General features: G+C 57.9%; 24 protein-coding genes. 14 read left to right on the top strand and 10 right to left on the bottom strand.

What is annotated here, in order from left to right; translation table 11 throughout:
• A partial coding sequence (locus GRX01_RS18230) for a nucleotidyltransferase domain-containing protein (RefSeq protein WP_233741120.1) occupies nucleotides 1–361 on the bottom strand: 361 nt, incomplete at its 3' end.
• Entirely contained in the window at nucleotides 358–1,032 is a 675-nt protein-coding gene (locus tag GRX01_RS18225; protein WP_159671165.1) for a helix-turn-helix domain-containing protein, read from the bottom strand. The genes GRX01_RS18225 and GRX01_RS18230, both read right to left, overlap by 4 nt.
• 421 nt (nucleotides 1,033–1,453) lie before the next feature.
• Here GRX01_RS18225 and GRX01_RS18220 point away from each other — a divergent pair, with 421 nt between their 5' ends.
• Entirely contained in the window at nucleotides 1,454–2,272 is an 819-nt protein-coding gene (locus GRX01_RS18220) for a ParA family protein (RefSeq protein ID WP_159671157.1), read from the top strand.
• Nucleotides 2,269–2,676, top strand: a complete 408-nt coding sequence (locus tag GRX01_RS18215; RefSeq protein ID WP_159671154.1) for a hypothetical protein — start codon at nucleotides 2,269–2,271, stop codon at nucleotides 2,674–2,676. Before GRX01_RS18220 ends, GRX01_RS18215 begins: the two co-directional genes overlap by 4 nt.
• A gap of 73 nt (nucleotides 2,677–2,749) precedes the next feature.
• Here the strand turns inward: GRX01_RS18215 and GRX01_RS18210 are convergent, their stop codons facing one another.
• Nucleotides 2,750–3,793, bottom strand: a complete 1,044-nt coding sequence (locus tag GRX01_RS18210; protein WP_159671152.1) for a hypothetical protein — start codon at nucleotides 3,791–3,793, stop codon at nucleotides 2,750–2,752.
• A gap of 350 nt (nucleotides 3,794–4,143) precedes the next feature.
• Between GRX01_RS18210 and GRX01_RS18205 the strand changes: the two genes are divergently transcribed.
• A complete protein-coding gene (locus tag GRX01_RS18205; RefSeq protein WP_159671150.1) occupies nucleotides 4,144–5,379 on the top strand; it encodes a tyrosine-type recombinase/integrase in 1,236 nt (411 codons plus the stop codon).
• A gap of 33 nt (nucleotides 5,380–5,412) precedes the next feature.
• On the opposite strand, the gene GRX01_RS18200 is transcribed toward GRX01_RS18205, so the two are convergent.
• Genes GRX01_RS18200 through GRX01_RS18190 form a run of 3 tightly spaced genes read right to left on the bottom strand, consistent with a single transcriptional unit; the run spans nucleotide 5,413 to nucleotide 8,231 of the window.
• Nucleotides 5,413–6,066: a hypothetical protein gene (locus GRX01_RS18200; RefSeq protein WP_159671148.1), complete on the bottom strand. Its 654-nt coding sequence runs from the start codon at nucleotides 6,064–6,066 to the stop codon at nucleotides 5,413–5,415.
• A gap of 25 nt (nucleotides 6,067–6,091) precedes the next feature.
• On the bottom strand, nucleotides 6,092–8,011 hold the full coding sequence (locus GRX01_RS18195) for a heavy metal translocating P-type ATPase (RefSeq protein WP_159671146.1): 1,920 nt from the start codon (nucleotides 8,009–8,011) through the stop codon (nucleotides 6,092–6,094).
• Nucleotides 8,012–8,015: 4 nt separating this feature from the next.
• Nucleotides 8,016–8,231: a heavy-metal-associated domain-containing protein gene (locus GRX01_RS18190; protein WP_159671144.1), complete on the bottom strand. Its 216-nt coding sequence runs from the start codon at nucleotides 8,229–8,231 to the stop codon at nucleotides 8,016–8,018.
• A 198-nt stretch (nucleotides 8,232–8,429) separates the two neighbouring features.
• On the opposite strand from GRX01_RS18190, the gene GRX01_RS18185 reads away from it, so the two are divergent.
• The gene (locus GRX01_RS18185; protein ID WP_159671142.1) at nucleotides 8,430–8,954 is read left to right on the top strand and encodes an ArsR/SmtB family transcription factor; all 525 of its coding nucleotides are present in this window, start codon (nucleotides 8,430–8,432) and stop codon (nucleotides 8,952–8,954) included.
• Between the two features lie 91 nt (nucleotides 8,955–9,045).
• On the opposite strand, the gene GRX01_RS19305 is transcribed toward GRX01_RS18185, so the two are convergent.
• The 3 genes from GRX01_RS19305 to GRX01_RS18175 are packed head-to-tail and all read right to left on the bottom strand — an operon-like array spanning nucleotide 9,046 to nucleotide 10,338.
• Nucleotides 9,046–9,267 carry a hypothetical protein gene (locus tag GRX01_RS19305; protein WP_233741119.1) on the bottom strand — a complete coding sequence of 74 codons (222 nt, stop codon included), beginning with the start codon at nucleotides 9,265–9,267 and terminating at the stop codon, nucleotides 9,046–9,048.
• Nucleotides 9,268–9,302: 35 nt separating this feature from the next.
• Nucleotides 9,303–10,007: a hypothetical protein gene (locus GRX01_RS18180; RefSeq protein WP_233741118.1), complete on the bottom strand. Its 705-nt coding sequence runs from the start codon at nucleotides 10,005–10,007 to the stop codon at nucleotides 9,303–9,305.
• On the bottom strand, nucleotides 9,970–10,338 hold the full coding sequence (locus GRX01_RS18175; protein WP_159671140.1) for an SHOCT domain-containing protein: 369 nt from the start codon (nucleotides 10,336–10,338) through the stop codon (nucleotides 9,970–9,972). The genes GRX01_RS18180 and GRX01_RS18175 overlap by 38 nt, the downstream gene beginning before the upstream one ends.
• A 332-nt stretch (nucleotides 10,339–10,670) precedes the next feature.
• Between GRX01_RS18175 and GRX01_RS19300 the strand changes: the two genes are divergently transcribed.
• Nucleotides 10,671–10,982 carry a hypothetical protein gene (locus GRX01_RS19300; RefSeq protein WP_233741117.1) on the top strand — a complete coding sequence of 104 codons (312 nt, stop codon included), beginning with the start codon at nucleotides 10,671–10,673 and terminating at the stop codon, nucleotides 10,980–10,982.
• Nucleotides 10,979–11,665 (top strand): NAD(P)-dependent oxidoreductase, encoded by a 687-nt coding sequence (locus tag GRX01_RS18165; protein WP_267903219.1) that lies wholly within the window; start codon nucleotides 10,979–10,981, stop codon nucleotides 11,663–11,665. Before GRX01_RS19300 ends, GRX01_RS18165 begins: the two co-directional genes overlap by 4 nt.
• A gap of 374 nt (nucleotides 11,666–12,039) precedes the next feature.
• Here GRX01_RS18165 and GRX01_RS18160 read toward each other — a convergent pair whose 3' ends face one another.
• Complete coding sequence (locus tag GRX01_RS18160; protein WP_159671136.1) at nucleotides 12,040–13,506, bottom strand: amidohydrolase family protein; 1,467 nt, start codon at nucleotides 13,504–13,506, stop codon at nucleotides 12,040–12,042.
• A gap of 327 nt (nucleotides 13,507–13,833) precedes the next feature.
• On the opposite strand from GRX01_RS18160, the gene GRX01_RS18155 reads away from it, so the two are divergent.
• From GRX01_RS18155 to GRX01_RS18120, 8 genes are all read left to right on the top strand, one after another.
• Entirely contained in the window at nucleotides 13,834–15,228 is a 1,395-nt protein-coding gene (locus tag GRX01_RS18155; protein ID WP_159671133.1) for a permease, read from the top strand.
• A gap of 125 nt (nucleotides 15,229–15,353) precedes the next feature.
• Nucleotides 15,354–15,947 carry a helix-turn-helix transcriptional regulator gene (locus tag GRX01_RS18150; protein WP_159671131.1) on the top strand — a complete coding sequence of 198 codons (594 nt, stop codon included), beginning with the start codon at nucleotides 15,354–15,356 and terminating at the stop codon, nucleotides 15,945–15,947.
• A gap of 25 nt (nucleotides 15,948–15,972) precedes the next feature.
• Nucleotides 15,973–16,677 (top strand): DUF7546 family protein, encoded by a 705-nt coding sequence (locus GRX01_RS18145; RefSeq protein WP_159671128.1) that lies wholly within the window; start codon nucleotides 15,973–15,975, stop codon nucleotides 16,675–16,677.
• A gap of 273 nt (nucleotides 16,678–16,950) precedes the next feature.
• The gene (locus GRX01_RS18140; RefSeq protein WP_159671126.1) at nucleotides 16,951–17,247 is read left to right on the top strand and encodes a hypothetical protein; all 297 of its coding nucleotides are present in this window, start codon (nucleotides 16,951–16,953) and stop codon (nucleotides 17,245–17,247) included.
• Nucleotides 17,248–17,303: 56 nt separating this feature from the next.
• Nucleotides 17,304–17,657 carry an SHOCT domain-containing protein gene (locus GRX01_RS18135; protein ID WP_159671123.1) on the top strand — a complete coding sequence of 118 codons (354 nt, stop codon included), beginning with the start codon at nucleotides 17,304–17,306 and terminating at the stop codon, nucleotides 17,655–17,657.
• A gap of 94 nt (nucleotides 17,658–17,751) precedes the next feature.
• A complete protein-coding gene (locus GRX01_RS18130; protein ID WP_159671121.1) occupies nucleotides 17,752–18,171 on the top strand; it encodes a DUF302 domain-containing protein in 420 nt (139 codons plus the stop codon).
• 2 nt (nucleotides 18,172–18,173) lie between these two features.
• A complete protein-coding gene (locus GRX01_RS18125) occupies nucleotides 18,174–18,524 on the top strand; it encodes an SHOCT domain-containing protein (protein WP_159671118.1) in 351 nt (116 codons plus the stop codon).
• 226 nt (nucleotides 18,525–18,750) lie between these two features.
• Nucleotides 18,751–19,506: a plastocyanin/azurin family copper-binding protein gene (locus GRX01_RS18120; protein WP_159671116.1), complete on the top strand. Its 756-nt coding sequence runs from the start codon at nucleotides 18,751–18,753 to the stop codon at nucleotides 19,504–19,506.
• Nucleotides 19,507–19,541 lie beyond the last annotated feature (35 nt).

The following is a 19,541-nucleotide window of genomic DNA, read 5'->3' as shown; positions in this document are numbered from 1 at the left end:
GGCTGTGGTCGTACAGGTAGTCGAACGACCACTGTGCCTCCGTCTGGCGACACCCGAGTCCGTTTACCAGGAGATCGAAGCCGATCGGCTGCTGCGGCGTGAGCCGCTTCTCGTACTCGATTACTTCGGTGTCGTAGAACCATTTCTTGGCGTGACTGTCCGTTTCCTCGAATCCCTGCTGTTCGAGGAACTCGACGAAGTCAGCCTTGGAGTCCGGCGCGACGACGATATCGAGGTCCGTGGAGAAGCGAGCATTGAACGCTGAGACAGCGTAGCCGCCAACAAGAACGTACTCGTGACCCTGTTGGGTGAGCTCCTCGATCAGTTCGATGAGCGCGTCACTTCGGTTGTTGAAGCTCATGACTGTGCCCGTTCGGTCTCTCGATACGTGACGCCGAGGTCGAGGTCCTCGTACATCCGGTCGAGCATCGCCAGCCCCGACTGGAACTGGGCGTAGTTCTCGCGCATATACTCGATTGTCTCTGCTCTCGGGATCACCGGGTACCCTTCGACGTGCTCGATATCGAGTGACGTGTGTGGCTCGAGGACGATCTGCAGCGGTCCGTCCAACTCGTCTCGGGGCTGTCGTTCGAATGCGGTCGGGAGGTCGAACCACTCGAAAAATGTCTCCCAGGCGTCGACGTCCTGCTCACGAACAGCGAGGAACAGTGGATAGTTGTCGGGCTCGCGACCGACCTGGTAGCCGCCCTGAGTCCACACGTAGACGGCGTCGATCCGCGTGAACGCGAACGGCCAGTCACTGAACTGTGGGATGACGTACGTTTCCTCGATGGAGGGTGGACTGACGCCGGCGCTGGCAGCGACGAGCTCGAGCGCTGCGTCGTGTACGCGCTCGTCGACTACAGTGAGGCCGTCGTCATAGGAAACGTAGCCTGCGTCTTCAAGCCGATTGACGGCCTGTCTCACTGTCTCGTAGGGCGTGTGGAGGTGTTGGGCGACACGGCGGATGGAGTCACCACTCTCGATGGCGAGGATAGTCTGTGCCGCCGTGTCGTCGAGCACCTCATACATCTGGTGGTTACCAATAATCCGGTAACAGTTAAAAGTCTTACTCGACTGGCCGTGAAGCACGATCTCCCCACTTGTTTCGAAGGGAGTCCAGATCCCCGTGAAAACACGCGGAACGACTATAACGAATTCAACGAGCAAAACGAACAGAACGAGAAAAATGAATGGATTGAACGCATTCTGAGAAACGAACTGGTTGAGGATGAGCTGGCCGGCTCCTACTCGATGAACAGAACGAGTGAAACGAACGTAACGAATAGAACGAATGCATTGATGGCAACGATAGTGTTTGCCTCAACGAGCGAAACGAACAATTGGTTTTAACATCGTAGTATTCCTCTCACCGAGTGAAACACCCTCACCGAACCAAACGAGCAGAACGACCAAAACGAACGGAACGAACACAACGAGGTAAACGAAAGAAATGACCGACACCAACACCGCACGAATCACCGTGGCGAATCAGAAGGGAGGCGCAGGGAAAACAACTGACGTCATTCACACTGGCGGGGCGCTAGCTGCCCGGGGCTACGACGTTCTCCTGGTCGATATCGACTACCACGGGGGGCTCACCTGCTCGCTTGGCTACAACGATCTGTACTACGATACCGACCGCACAACGCTGTTCGACGTCCTCGACTTCGACCAGATGGAGTCGGTGAACGACATAATCGTCGAGCACAAGGAATTCGACATCCTCCCCGCGAGCGAGAAGCTCGCGAACAACAAGAACATCCAGACGCTGCTTGAGGCGCCGAAGAGTCGGGAACGACTGGAGATGACCCTCGACGAGCTCGACAAGGACTACGACTATATCATCGTCGACACGCCGCCATCCCTGAACGTCCTCACCGACAATGCCCTGGTTGCGACCGGCAACGTCGTCATCCCTGTCATTCCGGAGAAGCTCAACGCCAACAGCCTCCAGATTTTCGCGAAACAGCTGAGCTCCCTCGAACAGGCGTACGGAGACATCAATCGACTCGCGATTGTCTGTAACCGTGTCGAGCAGAACGCCGAGCACAGCGACACCATCGAGGAGATCAAGTCGGCGTACTCCCTCCCAGTGTTCGAGATACCGAAGCGGACCGACCTTTCCCAGTCGATTGGCAAAGGAGTGTCCGTCTTCGGCTTCGGTAAGGAGAACCAGCGTGTTGAGGATGCACGTGACCTGTTCAACGAGATCGCCGACCTGTTCGGCGAGACGTTTGAGAAGACCGCACCTGAGGAGGTGGAAGCATGAGCGATGGCTGGGGTGATGCTTCCGGCATCGAGGGCAACTACGAAGAGGAGGACGACGAGGTCGATTCCGGCGAAACGAGTGAGGTGAGTGAAACGGTGGAAACCAGTTCATCGACCGAAACGACTGAATCGACTTCAACGAGCGAAACGATCGAAACGAGCGAAACGAAGACGAACATCAAGGATGAATGGAACGGGCGAACGATCTACATTCCCGACGATGTCCTCGACGAGATGGAGGATACCTACCTCGAATCCCAGCTAAAGCTCCGGAAGGCGGGCCAGGACGAGTTCAAGAAGAACCGCCACTTCTACCCGCTACTTGTCCAGTTCGGTGTAGAAGCGCTCTCTGATGCGGATGCTGAGGAAATACAGGCACGTCTCTCAAATCTTGGGCATGAATAGCTTCCGGCGAATGGAATTCAGAATTCATTGACGCCATTCAAATAGTCGGCACGTTAGGACTGGAGTCACTTGACTACTCTTCGTTAGCGTATTCCCCCTTTCGTGCAAGGATATCGATATCTGTGACGTGCATCTCGTGATACTCGCCAAATTCTGTATCTTGGAGATCTCCCAGTTCGATTCGTCCATCAATAAGTACCTCATCCTTTCCAATGCTCTTCCGGGAAGCGTACTCGGACTCGAACTCCTCAATGGATGGCCCACAATCTTCATGCCAAAGATCCTCAAACTCCCACTCCTCCTGCTCACCTTTGTATCGATTTCGAGTCACCACAGCTACAGCCCGAACAGCAGTGCCTGGGTCGAGGCGATGTTGACGCTGCCGCTTTTTTATAAGCTCTCTTTCCTCCGGGTGCGTACTTCCTTCAGGAAGCTCCCCAACGTGTTCACACTCGTCGAAGAAATGCGAGCACGTTAGTCCACTCATTGGATTGGCGGCATTGATCTCACCAATTACGTCGACCAAATCTCCTTCAACCATCCGCTGAATTTGCTTGTCCTCATCAGGCTCGAGATCCGGAACTTCCCACGGATCTCCATGCACCTCGGTTACATCGATATCTTGGTCTTCGTGCTGATACAGCTCTACGTCTAACGTAGGATTGATGAAGTAGGTGGAAGGCGACGAACTGGTCATTAGGGTCAGAAGAGCCTCATATATGCCCTGCATCAGCCGTTCAGAAGCCAGAGGTTCCCTCACTGGGTGGACAAGGTTCAACATGTTCATCCCGAGCGATTGAGATGGGTCATCGACATCCCGCAAATCCCACGAACCTGTTGATACTCTCTCAATCTCGAACTCTCCTTCGTGACCGTCTTGGATCGGATTTCGATTATTATCGTACGCCCGCAGGTGGGTATATCGAACCGCCTCAATTCCGTAATCACGATCGAGTCCAAGTGCTATTTCGAAAGCGTCCGCGTCTGAATTGTAATTCTCCTTCTCGAAGAAAGGGGAGAACAGTTCCTTAAATTGCGTCAGTGACATCCTTTCCAGCTGCTCGGAGGCTGCCAGGAGTTCATCACGAGTTATCTCCTCCATCTCTTCATAGCTCATAGCCTGTCGTATCCATTCAATCTCTATAGAAATTCTGTTCAGAATTCCAAAATAATCTAAGCCGGCAAAGTTCTCAGCTCTCTATTGGGTCAGGGACCGAATTGCATATAGCGATATACGATATATGGGGTTCTATAAACGCCAATATCTGGTTGTAGAGGGCTCTACTCCCCATATTCCGCCAATACGCATACTTCTGTGCTTGGTTATGATTACTCCAATAATCACGACCACTTTGAAGTACCCCGCCGCCGTCGGTGAAGCACGAATGCTGCAACCGCCTCACGACGGCGCTTCCCCCGGGGTAGAGGCACCGAGACCGGGCCGGCAGGACGGTGGAGGGCCGGTGGATGCCTGATCGAGCGCTTTCGACGCCGCTCGACGACAGCTTCGAGCGCTACCTCCAAGACAAGGGGAAAGGCCGCGGTGGCGACGGCGGAAACTATCGACGGAACGCTGCACGCGAGCTCGAGCGGTTCGCCGAGTGGGCCGCCGGCGACCGCGGCGACGACGACTGGACCGGGATCGTCCCTGACGACGTCGACCGGGAGCCGACCTTCGACGATCTCGACGAACGCGTGTTCCGGGAGTACGCCCGGCATCTCGGTGGAGATCGGGGACTCAAGCAGAACACGGTACAAACCTATTACCGCTATATCTCTGCGTGGTGTGGCTGGTGCGTCAACGAGGGATATCTCGAAGCGCATTACGCGCAGCGAGCGAGTGCGATGGCGCCACTGCCGGAGGACGACGGCCGAAAGCCCGGAGACCAACAGGCCTGGACGTCCGAACAGCGCCACGCCCTCACCCGCCACGTCGACGAACGGGCCCGCGACGCCGTCGAGGCGTACACGACACTCCCGGAGGATACTGACCCCCTCGACAAGCAGCGAGGACGCTACGCGGCGCTGAAGGCGGCTCGTGACCGGGCTCTGGTGTTCGTCCTCGCGTACACAGCTGTCCGCGTTGGGGAACTCCTTCGGGACCCAAACGATCCGCGCCGGCGTGGCGTCCGCTGGGAGGATCTGTCCCTCGACGACGGGAGTATGGACGTTTACCGAAAGAAACAGCAGTGGGACGCTGCCAGTCTCCCCGATCCGGTGATTTCACCGCTGCGAAGCTATCGGCAGCTGATGGACCCGCCGACGGAGCGGTGGCCGGTGTTTCCGACGTTCGACCAACGGACGCTCGCGGAGCTCGTCCGGGAAGAGCTAGCCGAACGAGGGGAACGCCCAGAAGCAATCACTGAACGCCGTGCGGAGTACACTCGCGACCTGCTGCTGGCACTCGATGAGGACATTCGGCCGCCGTCGATCACGACGGACGGCGCACGGTCGATTCTTCAGCGACTCTCAGAGGCTGCCGAGATCGATATCGACCACCCGAAACACGACTATCTTGCTCCGCACGGCGGCCGTCGTGGGATGGGTGAGGTCCTCGTCCGCGCGTTCGGGTACACGGTGGCGGCCCGGTATCTGGATAATTCTGAAGAAATGGTTCGAGAGCGGTACTCCCACATCGAGGCGGGAGAACTCGGTGATGTCGCTACTGAGGCGCTAGAAGAGATCGATAGCGTACGGCAGTAACTTATTCCGAGTGTGAGGGGTAGACCGTCGCGTTCACACCGCTTTGACGGTGAACAGCGAGTCGTCGCTGAGGACGACCTGCACCCGGCGGTGCCACGCCTCCGCGAAGGCCGCCCGTTGCTGGTCGCTCGCCGATCCGTCGAGAATCTCCTGAAGATTCCCGATTGCAGGTCCACCGTCAGGAACGTCACTAACGTGGTAGGTCACTTCGACGGTCTCGTCCGTGTCGGTTCGCTGGAACCGGAACGTCGGCTCCGCCGTGTCCGGATCGAACGCGTCGAAGACGAGGAGGTCGCGGCGGTCGCCGTAGCCGCCGGCGAGCCCGCTGAATCCGTCGTCTGCGGTCGCGCCAGTGACGTACGAGATGATGCGGCTCATCACACCGTAGGCAGCATCGTCCCGCGGGCCGGCCGCCTGGACCTCGATGTCGCTCCGGACTGGATAGTCGTCGGGATACAGGGCGTCGAGCCCGAGCTGGACGATCCGGTAGGCGCCCGAGGCGGTCGGACAGGAGTGGCCCGCCTCTTTCACCGCGTCCGTGTAGGTGATGACGAACGGGTCGCCCGGTTCGAGGACGCCGAGGGCCTCCGCGACGGGGTCCCGTATTTCGATCAGGTCAACGTCGTAGTCGACCTGCCAATTGGTTCTAGCCTGAGTCGCGTCGGTCGCAGTCGAGTTCAATGTCATGAGTGGTGGTGATCGTGTCTGGTGGTCAGTAGCGGAGCAGCCGCATCCCGTTGAGGATGACCGCGAGGACGCTGGCCTCGTGGACCAGCATTCCCGACGCGAGGGTGACGTAGCTGGTGAGCACGCCCGCGAGGAGAACGGTCACGGTCAGGACCGCGAGCCCGACGTTCTCGAGGACGTTCCAGCGCGTCGCCTTGCTGAGTGTGACCGCGTACGGGATGCGTTCGAGGTCGTCGGCCATCAACGCCATGTCAGCCGTCTCGATGGCGGTGTCCGTCCCCGCAGCACCCATCGCGATGCCGACATCGGCTGTCGCCAGCGACGGCGCGTCGTTGATGCCGTCCCCGACCATCGCGACGACGTGGCCGTCGGCCTGGTAGGCTTCGATGACGGACTGCTTGTCCTCGGGGAGGAGTTCGGCGCGGTACTCGTCGATCCCGACTTCCTCGGCAACAGCGGCGGCCGTCCGCTCGTTGTCGCCGGTGAGCATCACCGTCTCGATGCCGGCGTCCTGAAGCGCTGCGACGACCCCAGGAGCGGCCTCTCGGAGTTCGTCCCGCAGCGCGATTGCACCGATGATGTCCCCATCACGGACGACGTGGACGACCGTCTCGCCGCGCTTCTCGCGCTCGCGGACGTAGTCGGCGACTTGACTGGGGACGTCGATGTCGCGGTCGTCCAGCAGTGCGCGGTTGCCGACGACCACTTCGTGGGCATCGGTATGGGCGATAACCCCCTTGCCAGCGACCACGTCGAAGTCGTCCGGATCGGGGATCGACTGGCGCCCCGCGTCCGTATCGTCTGCCTGGGCAACCGTCGCCCCACCGTCCGTCGCAGCGGTCGGGCGCTCGCGAGCTGCGTCGACGATGGCGTCGGCGAGGTGGTGTTCGCTCTTCTTTTCGGCGGTCGCCGCGAGTGAGAGGACCTCGTTGCCGGCGACGCCGAACCCCTCGACGTCAGCGACGGTGGTCTCGCCCTTCGTGAGAGTGCCGGTCTTGTCGAACGCGACGAGGTCGATCTTGCCGGCACGTTCGAGGTGTTCACCGCCCTTCATCAACACACCAGACCGAGCGGCGTTCCCGATGGCGGAGACGATGCTGACCGGCGGCCCAATAACCAGCGCGCCCGGACAGCCGATGACCAACAGGGTCAGCGACAGGATCGCGTTCTGCGTGACTGCATACGCGCCGATAGCCAGGGCGATGACGGCCGGCGTGTAGTACTTCGCGAACCGGTCGATGAGGCTCTCGGTCGGCGACTGGGTCTCCTGGGCCTCCTCGACGCGGCGGATGATCCGTTCGAGCGTCGTATCCGAGCCCGCACCCGTCGTCCGGATCTCTAGTGCGCCCTCCTGGTTGACCGTGCCGGCGTAGACCTCGTCGCCGTCGGCCTTGTGGACGGGCGCACTCTCGCCGGTGACCGGCGCCTGATTGACGGCACTCTCGCCGTCGACGACGGCGCCGTCGACGGGGATCTTCTCGCCCGGCTTCACGACGACGACTTCGCCCTCCTCGACCTCGCGGGCGGGGACCTCTTGGAGTTCCCCGTCGCGACGGACGGTCGCCGTGTCTGGCGTCATCTCCAGCAGTTCCTGGAGGGCCGTCCGGGTCTTCCGCATGGTTCGGCCTTCGAGGTAGCTGCCGAGGCTGAACAGGAAGACGACGGCGGCGGCTTCCCAGTACTCCCCGATGACGATGGCCCCGATGGCGGCCAGCGTCACTAGCGTCTTGATGCCGAGCGTCCGGTTGGTGACCTCGTGGTATGCCGTTTTGGCGATGTCGTAGCCACCCACGATCGTCGCCAAGACGAGGATGGCGGCGCTTGCCATCTCGAAACTCGTGAGGTAGCCCAGGCTCCAGCCACCGCCGTACAGCAGGCCGCTCGTCGCTGTGACGATGGCCTTCCGGTGTTTGCGGTAGTACTGCGTGATCGATTGTTTGTTCATGGAATTAGGCGGGCTGGGGCGTGTAGCCCTGGCTCTCGATGGTCTGTGCGAAGGCGTCGGGATCAGCGACGCTGTCGTCGTACTCGATCTCGACGCGGCCGGTCGCGTAGTGGACTTCGACGTGCTGGACGCCGTCGACGTTCGAGAGGGCGCGTTCGACGGTACTCGCACAGGTCGGGCAGTCGAAGTCGAGTACGCGGAACTGGGTTGTGTCGCTCATTACAGATTGAGGTAGTGCCCGTATTCCAATAAGTATTTTTTAGATGATATGTTTGAGTACAGATACAGGTTATTGGAACAGTCAAACAGGTCGTCTAGGGCTTTCGCCCTCGTGATTTCGTTCGAGACTCGTTCTTTGGTGGCCGGGTCTTCGCTGGCATCCCGTGCCTTTTCCCTCGTGCTCACTCTCAGTTCCTGTATGAGTAGTTCCGATACCGACCACCGTCTCGACGACATCGCGGTGCGAGACACCCGGGTTTCGGACGCTATCGACGAGCCGATGCGGGCGATGATCCTCGATATTCTGGCCGAGGAGGCGCTGACCGCGACCGAGGTCCACGAACGCCTCGAAGATCGCGGTGTCGACAGGACGGAGAACACGGTCCGCCACCACATCAACGAGCTCCGGGACGCCGGGCTCGTCGACGTCGTCCGCTTCGAGGAGGGACGCGGTGGGACGACGAAGTACTATCACGCGAATACGATCGTCCTCTCGTACTCGCTGCCCGACTCCGCCGACCCAGCCGTCGAGGAGATGGTCGACGCCGTCCAGCCCCAGATTACGGACGCGCTCGCCACGCTCACCGACGAGTATGATGATGCGATCGAAGAGATTGTCGCGGACATGCAGCCCTGCGAGCACTGCCGGACTCAGAAGTACGAGACGTACGTGCTCCTGTCAGTCTTGCGACGTGCGTTCGTTCGTGCCCACAGAGACGCCTGAGGGAGAACCTCGGGATTGTTGGGATTCATTAGATACGATACGGAACGATTGAACCGGTCGCTGAAGGCTACGTATCTACTGACACACTCTGTCAGCAACAGTCACTTTCGTTTGGATTCCACTCACATGCATTACCCGTCGTAAGGGAATTTTCGTTGATGTACGCCGAGAGGCAGGCATAATTACAGAAGTAGATAGGTGACCCACAGTCGTCGTCACAGTCACGGACACAGATAGGGTCGTGGTCGAAGATACACGACCCACAGTACGTACACGTCTCGTCAGTGCCGGGCGTCTCGACAGTCGTGGACATACCTGTGCTAAGCGATTATCACGGAAAGAAGTTCTTCAGGTCGCCGTTCGTGCCGTCCGTCGGTATCCCTCGTACAGAGCTGGTAATCCGAGGGGGAGTGCGAGCAGTCCAAATCCGAGAAGGGCATACCCATCTGCGTCTTGGTGTCGTATGGCGAGGAGTGTCGCGACGATTCCGAACAGCCCAATCACGTATGCTGCGTTACTCCAGATCACGTCATATGAGGAGCAGTACAACCAGCAGACGAACGTGTAGGAGGGGGCATTCCAGGTTGGTGGATGGAGCTTCGGCCAGAAGAACCGACAGTATGTTGTCCAGCTGAGCATCGCCAGCGTCGGAAGCCCAGCGAGCCATATCGTTGAGCCAAATGGCGTTCGAGTATCGAACCGTCTGTAGCCAGCGAGGAACAACGCCGGGAAGCCGATGATCCACAACCAAATTCCGACCGTGTAGGTCACTGGCCAGTGCTCGATTCGAGGCTGCTCAATTGGCAATCGTACTGACTCGGGAAGCGTCGCCCACGGAAACGAGGGATCGGGAACTGGATTCGTGAGGAACGCGACTAGGCAGAGTCCAGTACCGACGAGAAGTCCATACAGTCCCAGCGTTGTGTATCGGTCAAGCCACGCTGGAAGTGACGGACGCGCCGTCCCGTGGTGATGGTCGGCTATTCTGGTCATTCTCAGCTTCGTCAAATTGGAATTAGGTATCTCGCTCAAGCGCCTCCCGTCGCTGTTCATATTCCTCGTCGGTCAGCTCGCCACGAGCGTACGCGAGTCGGAGTTCTTCGAGAGCTTGGTCCGAGGCGCTCTCATTCCCCGTAATTGCTTGGTATAGGAGGTAGCCACCGCCGACGAGGGTAGCTAAGAACAGGAGCTGCATGATGATACCAGCTATAACCATCCAAGTTGGTATCGTCCCGTCTCCCCACATATGGCCCCATGTGCCACCCATCATCGGGCCAGCTCCCACCATCCCGAAGCCCATGAAGAACATCGGGAAGAGGACGAACGCACCGATGATAATGAGAACAATCGTGATAAGTCGTGTATCGTCTGTTTTGTCGGGCATAGTTTCCCTCCGTGAGATCTGCCTTCAGTACTCATTACGGGCTCCCTATTCAATGCGATTGTGTCTTCTATTCTTGTGGTCTCCCTCGGAAATACTTTTGACATCCAAGCTTTGTACCGGTTCTACGTTCGAATCTAATCTCATTCTGGGGGCCTTCGTGCTGTCATGCTGACTCATCGGGCTGGATCGTGCTAAGAGAAGGGTTCAGTAATGGATTAAACCCCGTGCCGTGGTGCTTTTCTCTCTTCATATTGTGGCTGGTAGCAGTTCGATGTAGCCGGTTTGGTATCGTATCCACAAACTCAGTGAATTACCCGCTCGTAGTATCTGATATGAGCACACCACCTGAGCAAACCGGCGTTCGTGAAACCCCGAGCTCTAGCCGAGTATCACCGCATCTCGATCCACTTCCATTTGCTGCGGCAGCAGCTACGGTCGCAGCTGTGATCATGCTTTTACTCGGCCTCTTCGGGGCGATCGGAGTCTACGAAGGTGGGGTCGAGATGATGAAGCAATGGCATTTGTTCTTCACGCCAACACTCGTTGGGACTATCGCTGGAATCCTTGAAGCAGTGGTCATTACTGGTGTATTCACCTACCTGTTTGTTGAGTTGTACAACCGCATTACCGGTTCACTCTCATGAAACTCGCTGTATTCGGGGCGACTGGCGGGACAGGACGACGTTTGATAACGCAGGCGCTCGCAGCAGATTATGACGTTCGGGCCCTCACCCGAACCCAAGCTAAACTCCCGCCAGGTGAGCAGATTACAGCTATCGAGGGAAATGTCTTGGATCTAGGGGCAGTCTCTGAAACAGTCGAGCATACAGACGCCGTGGTTTGTCTCCTCGGGCGAACGCCGAACAACCCACCGGATGTCGTGTCGCGGGGGACTCGGAACATTATCGAGGCGATGGATGACCGGCCAGTCAGCCGATTACTCGTGCTAACGTCGATGGGTCTCGGCTCGAGCTCTGACACCGTTCCGTGGTATGTCCGAATTGCAAACGCAACCGCTCTCCACGATCTGATGGCAGACAAGGCACGGCAAGAAGAACTAGTCATGCAAAGCGACCTCGACTGGACGATCGTACGGCCCGGTGGATTGACGGACGCACCGCGAACCGGCGAATACGTCCACGGTGTCGATATTGACGCCAGTGCCCGGCCGATTTCACGGGCTGATGTCGCCGATTTTCTGCTTCAAATCGTTCAAGAGGACCTATACGTTCGAGAGACGCCGATAGTCACCAGCCAAGAGAACGCCGATATCGGATTTTTCCTAGATCAGATTGCGACGATCGCGAAGCGACTCAGAACTAACTGAGACAACAGCTGTACGAGTTCCGCCACTGATTGCGCAAAAGCGAGTTGCTCCCCGGGCGAATCACCTAAAAAGGACATCACGATACTGCCATCCCAGGACAATAACGACCAGAAGTGCCACTACACCCCCGATTAGGGAGCTAAAGCCACTTCCATCATATCCGTAGGGAACCGGCAGGTCGGTGGTCTGATCCAACACCAGCAACACTACAGCGAGACCAGCGACAACGAGACCAACCACCCGACCGAGTGGGGAATCACTCCGTTTACCGGGCATAGCTGTACATAGCCGGCGTCTCCTTGAAGAGTGTACTGCAAGACCGGCTGCTCCGTATATCGTGCTGAAGTGTGTGCGGACTGTTCTTTGCCACCCGCTTAGAATGGGAACCGGTCACGCGCGGATTGAATCGCGAGGCGAGTCAGGAGTCGCGCAGGGCCACGCTTTGGGAGGTCCCGTACTGTCTCGATGCCGGCCGGCGGTTCGCTACCGCCAACGTGTAGCTCCCAGCCCGTCTCGTCGACGAAGCGTTCGACAGCCTGATTTACTCGCTGTCGGACGTCGTCCGAATCCATTGTCTCGAGCACACCATTCCGCAGGATGACGTCGCCGTCGACGATCACTGTCTCGACGTCGGCCGGGACCGCGTTGTTCACGACCTGTGCAGGAATATTGGTCCGTGGCGTGAACTTCGGTTTGTCGACGTCGAGGAGGATCATATCCGCGCGCTTTCCCGCTTCGATACTTCCGATCTCGTCGCCCATCCCCAGCGCGCGTGCGCCCTCGATAGTGAGCATTCGTATCAGTTCCATCGAGTCGAACTGTCCGGCCGAACGCTTGAGATTTGCCGCCAACCGAGCTTGCCGCGCTTCCCCGAACATACTGTATGAGTCGTGCCAGTAGTGGTCGTCGATCCCTACCCCGACGTCGACGCCAGCGGCTCGAAGCTCGGGAACGGGTGTCCATTGTGTCTCCCCGTCTGGATTCCAGTAACAGAAGACGGACGGGCAGTGCGCAACGGCGGCATCCGCCTCGGCGGTTCGCTGGATGTCCTCTTCGTCGGCGAGGCGGAAGTGAGCAGCAATCAGTCGGTCGTTCAGGAGTCCAACGTCGTCGAGCAGTCCCACCGAGTCATCGCCGCCGTTTGATCGTGCCATCGTGTTACTCTCCTCAAGTTCGAGCAAGTGCGTGTGGACGAGCAGCTCCGGATACTCTGCGGCGAGGGACGCGGTCCGTTCCCACAGCTGCCGGGTACACGACCAGTCGTCGTGCGGGCAGATTGTCGCCCTGATTCGGCCGTCGTACGTGTCGTGGTACTCTTCGACGAACTCGCGAGCACGGGCGAACTGCTGATCGACTGATTGATCCCAAAAGAGGTCCGAAATCGCCGGGCCGAAAAATCCGCGGAGCCCCGCTTCGCCGAACGCCTCCGCACCTGCGGCAGGCCGTGCGTCCATGGAGTTCACCGTCGTGACACCGCCCAAGAGGAAATTGAGCGCTGCGAGCTCGACGCCTGCCTTGACGAGGTACTCGAATTCGCCGTTCCCTAATCTGTTGAACAGGGCCGTCCCACTCCCGAGCATCTCCGTCAGATCGAGTTCGCTAAACGCTCCGATGAGCGGTGTCATCTCCAGGTGCGTGTGGGCATTAACCAATCCTGGCATCACCAGTTTCCCGTTCCCGTCGATAACGGTGGACGCGTCTATTTCTTCGTCTCCAGTACGTGATGGCCGGACTTCTTCGATACAGCCATCGCTGATGAATACTGTGCCGCGCTCGTACAGCCGGTTCCGTTCGTCGGCGGTGAGAACGAGTGCATCGTGGATTGCCAGATCTGCAGTCATCGTGAATTAGGAATGGATGTGCCAGCTACTGTACTAGACAAACAAGCAGGCCGGCGAATACTGTTCCTCCAAGTGGTATCCCCCTCATCTGGGCTATCATCGGTTTCTATTGGTCTCATTAGCCTCTGATACGTCGGCGTGATTTAATCCGATTCTCCTTATGGAACTAAAGTCGGATTCCACGGTTCCTGAGGTGATTTACGATGCCTCGCCCCCGTTCTGGTAGCTTATTTTTGGCTATGGGTTACGATTCCATCGTTTCAGTACCCTCATAGTCAGTATATTCTAAGCAAAACCGCAATAGATGATCCCTACAATGATACACCTATGCAGGCGACGATAATCGACGGAGTTCTTGAATCCCTCCGAATCGGTGTCGGGTTTCTCTGGACGGCGGCGTGGGCGATCATCATGGGCCTCACGATCACGAGTCTCGTCCAAGTCTACGTCTCGAAGGAACGGATGGCACAGGTGCTGGGTGAGGGCGATCTAACTGGACTTACCAAGGCAACTGTGTTCGGCGCAGCGAGTAGTGGCTGTAGTTTTGGGGCCGTCGCCATCGGGAAGGGCTTGTTCAAGAAGGGGGCCCACGCTGTGAACTTCCTCGCGTTCATGTTCGCCTCGACGAACCTCATCGTCGAACTCGGATTGATGATCCTAATCCTGCTCGGGTGGGAATTCCTCCTCGCAGAGTTGCTCGGCGGACTCATCCTCATCGCCGTTATGGCGGTCATCGTTCACCTGACGCTCCCCGAGAGCCTGTTTAGCGAAGTTCGAAAAACGCTCAACGAACGCGATCACGCATCGGGAGTCACGGAAGATCCCACCTGTGGGATGGAGGGGAAAGACGAGTACACGCTCACGACCGATGGCGGTGAGACGCTGAAATTCTGCTCGGAAGGCTGTATGGAGACCTACCGTCAGGAGACGTCCAGTAGCGGCGGGTGGCGTGACGAGTTGCTGTCGTGGGGTGGCTGGTACAAGGTCGGGAATCAGTACCGCAAGGAGTGGTCGATGATCTGGAAGGACATCGTCGCCGGCTTCCTTATTTCTGGGTTCGTCATCGTTTTCGTCCCGCAGTGGGTCTGGAACACACTGTTCATCCAGGGCGACGGTCTGCTCGTGACCGCCGAGAACGCGATTATGGGCGTCGCCATCGCCGTCATTAGCTTCGTCGGTAGTATGGGCAACGTCCCGTTCGCGGTCGCACTGTGGGGCGGTGGCGTCAGTTTCGCCGGGATCATCGCGTTCGTCTACGCCGACCTCATTACGATCCCCGTGTTGAACGTCTACCGGAAGTACTACGGCTGGAAGGTGATGCTGTACATCCTCGGCGTCTTCTTCGTCACGATGGCGTTCACCGGCTTCCTGATGGAAGTGCTGTTCGACGCCCTCGGTATCATCCCGGACTTGGCCGGCGGTGAAACTGCGACCGAGCAGACGTACTTCGAACTCAACTACACGTTCTACCTCAATACTATCGCCTTCGTGCTCTCTGGATTCCTTCTGTATGTCTACCGGCGCGGACTCGGCGCACCGGGTCAGTACCGTGATCCGGTGTGCGGGATGCGAACTGACGATGAGGGCCCGAGTGCGTCCCATGATAGGACGACGTACTATTTCTGCTCGAAGACCTGCAAGCGCACATTCGAAGAAGAACCCACGGAATTTACTGATCAAAGCCCACAGATATCCAGTCACGATCATGACCACGACCACTGATGATCGTACTGTGGTTTATCCGCTGCGAGGGGGTTCATCATTACAGTCTCAATCCGCAATTGTCACACCTCATGCGCTCAAATAGACGGTATGAATAGTCACATCTCGCAACTCGGGGCCGTCATATGAATCACCGTCGAGCAGATACTGTCGTCGGTGTGCTTCTCGGGTTCGTCCTCCTGGCTGGCGGCGCACTCAGCTGGCGGGCCTATCAACAGCGTCGGGCTATCGAGCAATCGATGGGGTCAATGATGGATTCATCTATGGGGACGATGCACGGCCCAGACCCGCTCTGGTACGTGGTTGGCACCCTGCTGGTCGCAGGCGTTATTGGTGGCTCCTATTACGCGATCCGGGGAGAACTTACCGATTCGGAAGAGGCCGACACAGCGGAGTCCATCGATTCCGATCAGACATCGGAGGCACCGCCTACGTCGGTGAACGATGAAGCTACGCCGGCGACGTCTATCAATCCTGAATCGGACCCACAGGGGCGGGTTCTCGATCTCTTACCGGATGATGAACGACGTGTCCTTGAACCCGTCCTGAACTCCCCCGGAATCACGCAAATCGAACTCCGGGATCGGTCCGATTTCTCGAAGAGCAAGGTGAGCCAGACCGTGAATTCACTCGAGGAGCGCGGCCTGCTGTATCGGGAACGACAGGGTCGAACCTATCGCGTGTATCCGAGTGAGGACCTACAGAACCAACAGACATAGAATTCCATACAAACGCTGCCCTATCATGTCACAAGCAATACTTGAAGCCGATCACACTAGCCGACTTCTTAAGTCAAGCACGTTGCTCAACCTTCTCCTCGCCGCACAGTTGATCGCCGGGCTGGTGTACGCTTATTTCACAGGGGATATGGGGAGTCGGTGGACCCATTTCGTCCTTCCGTTCATTTGGTTCACCGCCTCAGTCTGGGTGATCTGGCACACTCATCCTACGACGACACGTCGAGTGTATCGTCTTGGTGCCGCACTTGTCGTTGCTCTATACCTCATCGTGATGTTTTATTTTTCAGGGCTACTTGGACCGAGCACCTCTCATTTCGGGCAGCTCACTGGACCAAGCGGCTTCGGAATAACGTGGGGTCGATCTTTGGGATGGAGTCCGGTCTTCCTCTATACAGATGACCTAATCACGGTGTCGCTTATTCCTTACCAAGCGGTGGGCCTGTTCGCGCTGGCGTATCTCGTCTACGATGCCTTGCTTGATTTCTCGCAGTCAGCAATCGGAGGAATCGTCGGGATCGTGGCGTGCCCTGCCTGCGTTAGCCCGTTGTTCGCCGTACTACTTGCAGGTGGGCTGAGTGGTTCTTCAACGATGCTATTGCTTGGTGCGTATGGCTATGAGATCGCGACTGTTCTGTTCCTCGTGGCTGTTGGGATCCTCTACCATCGCCAGCTACTCGTGAGGCAGTATCACCAGCTCCGAGCGAACTGATCTATTTCATTTGTGGTCAGCAATACTCGAACCTCCCTCGCCGCCTGAACCTGCGGTTGTTGTCTGGTTCGTCGCAATAAGGTGATCAGTCTCGACGGATCTGCTTTACCCTCATCATTTCTCCGATCCCCTCGAATTCGGCAGGTATGAACGATCCCGTCGGTAGAAAACGTTTAGATAGCGTTATAGACGTTCTCGAACGGTCTAATGTCTGAATTTACACCCACGAAGATAACTCCGAACCCACCGTACGACTACGTGAGGAGAAAGACAATGACCAACCGAAACCTCGGACGATGGCTGCTCGTGGCGCTCGCGATCGTCGGGCTCGCGTTCGCCGCTCCCGTGGTCAGCGCCCACGGCAACGACACGACTGCTGACGACGCGCCCACTGACAATGCTACCGCCGACGACTGGGCGGGCTGGATGGAGACACAGATGACCGAACACATGGGTCCCGGTGCCGTCGAGGAGATGGAGTCGCATATGGGTGTGACCGTCGACGAGATGGCTCAGGACATGGCTGACGACGACTACAACGGCGGGATGAACGGACAGGGTCACTGCTGACGCCCCTGACCGTTTCGACCGCTGCTACCGAATACCACATTCACTAGTCCACAACAATGACACAACCCACCACTGACATCGGACGCACTGCTCGGCGACTCGCGATTCTCGCTGTCCCGCTGCTGGTCACGGCGACTGAAACAGCTGCTGCCCACGGTGGTGGCAGCTACGGCGGCGGCATGATGGGCGGCGGCTGGGGCCTCTTCGGCGGGGTGATGGGGCTCTGGGGGCTCCTCTGGATGGCGCTCCTCATCGCCGTCCCGCTCTACGTCGTTAATGCGCTCCTCAACCGAGGCTCTGGCGGGAACGAGGAACAGTCGCTGTCGGTTCTCCGTGAGCGCTACGCCCGCGGTGAACTTTCGGACGACGAATTCGATCGACGGCGAAAACAGCTGGAACGTACCGGATGACCGGATCCGTTGCTGTTCCAGCTGATACATTTCACTCCCAACGCCCACCGTTGCGGCACCCACCCGTTAACCCCGTAGACGGGGTATGTAATTCATGAACTATACAATACAGACAGCAGTAACCGGCGAGTTCGACGATGTCGTCGACACGACGATCGCCGCACTCAAAGACGAAGGATTCGGTGTCCTCTGTGACATCGACATCAGAACGACTCTGAAGGAGAAACTCGATGTCGATGTCGACCAATACCGTATTCTCGGGGCGTGTAACCCGCCACTCGCCCACGAGGGGCTCGCCGAAGAGCCAGAATTGGGCGCCCTGCTTCCGTGTAACGTCATCGTCTACGAGACAGATGATGGAGACGTCGTCGTGAGTGCCGTCGACCCACAGCAACTGGTGGGTATCACGGAGAATAATAATCTCGACGAGATCGCGGTCGACGTGCACGAACGATTCGAGCGCGTCATCGCAACGGTCTCAGACGAGCTGGGAACCGTGTCAGAGGAGGTGTAACGATGTCTTCGTCGAATCAACTCGACACCACGACTATCGTCCTCCTCGTCCTCGGGGCGATCATCGTTCTCCCGATGCTCACGATGGGAATGGGATTCGGTGGCATGATGGGTTCCGGCGGGATGATGGGATATGGCGGTGCTGGTGGGTGGTGGCCGTTGGTCGGGATGCTCGTCCCGCTCATCTTTCTCCTCTTCCTTCTCGGCGGTGGCTACCTCGTCTTCCAGCGCACGAGCGAAACGCATACGTCTCAGGATCCCGCATTGGAGGAACTCCGCACGGCATACGCTCGTGGCGACCTCACTGATGAAGAGTTCGAAGCCCGCCGAGAGAGACTCGAACAGTCTGGCTGACTATCCCTTAAACCCGGATTCACCTGTTTGAACACCTCCTCATCGAATCGAGGTATCGAAGCCAAACAATCGTCAGTACATATCCTTCGAATCAAAGAGACAACCCCCGACACAGCATATGATTGCGAGTAGTAATGGGGGTAAACGACAAGCACGTATTGGATTACGTGCGGGGTCTTCCACCGGTATCACACCTAGCTAACCACTTCAGAATGATTCAGTCATCATGACACACCACAACCGACGTCAATTCTTAGGACTTGTCAGTGCTGGCGCAGTCGCCAGCACGGGCTTCACTCAGTCAGCGAACGCACAGGAGACACCCGTCGTGGAGATGGGAAATAATTACTTCGACCCAATCGGTTTGCGAGTCGATCCCGGGACAACCGTTCGGTTTGAACTTGCAGCCGGCGCACATTCCGCCACGGCGTACTCGGATCGTATTCCGGCCGGCGCTTCTACCTTCGATAGTGGTACGATCTCGGAGGGGAGCTTCGAACACACGTTCGAAACGCCAGGAACGTATGATTACTACTGTATCCCACACAAGTCGCTTGGGATGGTCGGACGGATCGTTGTTGGAAGTTCTGGCGGGCCAGCGGAGGAGAGTCCGATTCCGAATGGCGAAGTTCCATCCAGTGAGGCAATTCTTGAGGAGGGAGCAATCGCCTACGGCTCGAACAGCGGTGGGAGCGGAAATACTGGGGGTGGAATGATGGGATCGGGCGGCCACGGGATGATGAACGGTCGTAACGGAGGGGGAGTTGGGGGGCTTCCAGTCGTTGGTGGGGCGCTCGGAATGCTGGGCATTCTCGGCGGGACACTCTACTGGCTCGGAAATCGAAGTTCCCTTCAGTCGAGTACTGACCACTCAGCTAAAGAGGTGCTTCAGAATCGCTATGCCAGAGGTGAAATTGACGAGGAGGAATATAGACGTCGCCGCGAGCGACTGGACGCATCCGATGAAGACGTCTCCGATTAATTCCCACCGAGGGGGAGAACTGATCGGAGTCAAAC

The organism is Halobaculum saliterrae, from assembly GCF_009831625.1.
GTDB classification, from domain to species: domain Archaea; phylum Halobacteriota; class Halobacteria; order Halobacteriales; family Haloferacaceae; genus Halobaculum; species Halobaculum saliterrae.
This window is presented reverse-complemented; position numbering and strand designations above follow the sequence as displayed.

Excerpts from the sequence above, each read along its gene's own strand:
- GRX01_RS18225 (WP_159671165.1), bottom strand. The coding sequence starts at position 1,032 with ATGTATGAGGTGCTCGACGACACGGCGGCACAGACTATCCTCGCCATC.
- GRX01_RS18220 (WP_159671157.1), top strand. The coding sequence starts at position 1,454 with ATGACCGACACCAACACCGCACGAATCACCGTGGCGAATCAGAAGGGA.
- GRX01_RS18215 (WP_159671154.1), top strand. The coding sequence starts at position 2,269 with ATGAGCGATGGCTGGGGTGATGCTTCCGGCATCGAGGGCAACTACGAA.
- GRX01_RS18210 (WP_159671152.1), bottom strand. The coding sequence starts at position 3,793 with ATGAGCTATGAAGAGATGGAGGAGATAACTCGTGATGAACTCCTGGCA.
- GRX01_RS18205 (WP_159671150.1), top strand. The coding sequence starts at position 4,144 with ATGCCTGATCGAGCGCTTTCGACGCCGCTCGACGACAGCTTCGAGCGC.
- GRX01_RS18200 (WP_159671148.1), bottom strand. The coding sequence starts at position 6,066 with ATGACATTGAACTCGACTGCGACCGACGCGACTCAGGCTAGAACCAAT.
- GRX01_RS18195 (WP_159671146.1), bottom strand. The coding sequence starts at position 8,011 with ATGAACAAACAATCGATCACGCAGTACTACCGCAAACACCGGAAGGCC.
- GRX01_RS18190 (WP_159671144.1), bottom strand. The coding sequence starts at position 8,231 with ATGAGCGACACAACCCAGTTCCGCGTACTCGACTTCGACTGCCCGACC.
- GRX01_RS18185 (WP_159671142.1), top strand. The coding sequence starts at position 8,430 with ATGAGTAGTTCCGATACCGACCACCGTCTCGACGACATCGCGGTGCGA.
- GRX01_RS19305 (WP_233741119.1), bottom strand. The coding sequence starts at position 9,267 with ATGTCCACGACTGTCGAGACGCCCGGCACTGACGAGACGTGTACGTAC.
- GRX01_RS18180 (WP_233741118.1), bottom strand. The coding sequence starts at position 10,007 with ATGAACAGCGACGGGAGGCGCTTGAGCGAGATACCTAATTCCAATTTG.
- GRX01_RS18175 (WP_159671140.1), bottom strand. The coding sequence starts at position 10,338 with ATGCCCGACAAAACAGACGATACACGACTTATCACGATTGTTCTCATT.
- GRX01_RS19300 (WP_233741117.1), top strand. The coding sequence starts at position 10,671 with ATGAGCACACCACCTGAGCAAACCGGCGTTCGTGAAACCCCGAGCTCT.
- GRX01_RS18165 (WP_267903219.1), top strand. The coding sequence starts at position 10,979 with ATGAAACTCGCTGTATTCGGGGCGACTGGCGGGACAGGACGACGTTTG.
- GRX01_RS18160 (WP_159671136.1), bottom strand. The coding sequence starts at position 13,506 with ATGACTGCAGATCTGGCAATCCACGATGCACTCGTTCTCACCGCCGAC.
- GRX01_RS18155 (WP_159671133.1), top strand. The coding sequence starts at position 13,834 with ATGCAGGCGACGATAATCGACGGAGTTCTTGAATCCCTCCGAATCGGT.
- GRX01_RS18150 (WP_159671131.1), top strand. The coding sequence starts at position 15,354 with ATGAATCACCGTCGAGCAGATACTGTCGTCGGTGTGCTTCTCGGGTTC.
- GRX01_RS18145 (WP_159671128.1), top strand. The coding sequence starts at position 15,973 with ATGTCACAAGCAATACTTGAAGCCGATCACACTAGCCGACTTCTTAAG.
- GRX01_RS18140 (WP_159671126.1), top strand. The coding sequence starts at position 16,951 with ATGACCAACCGAAACCTCGGACGATGGCTGCTCGTGGCGCTCGCGATC.
- GRX01_RS18135 (WP_159671123.1), top strand. The coding sequence starts at position 17,304 with ATGACACAACCCACCACTGACATCGGACGCACTGCTCGGCGACTCGCG.
- GRX01_RS18130 (WP_159671121.1), top strand. The coding sequence starts at position 17,752 with ATGAACTATACAATACAGACAGCAGTAACCGGCGAGTTCGACGATGTC.
- GRX01_RS18125 (WP_159671118.1), top strand. The coding sequence starts at position 18,174 with ATGTCTTCGTCGAATCAACTCGACACCACGACTATCGTCCTCCTCGTC.
- GRX01_RS18120 (WP_159671116.1), top strand. The coding sequence starts at position 18,751 with ATGACACACCACAACCGACGTCAATTCTTAGGACTTGTCAGTGCTGGC.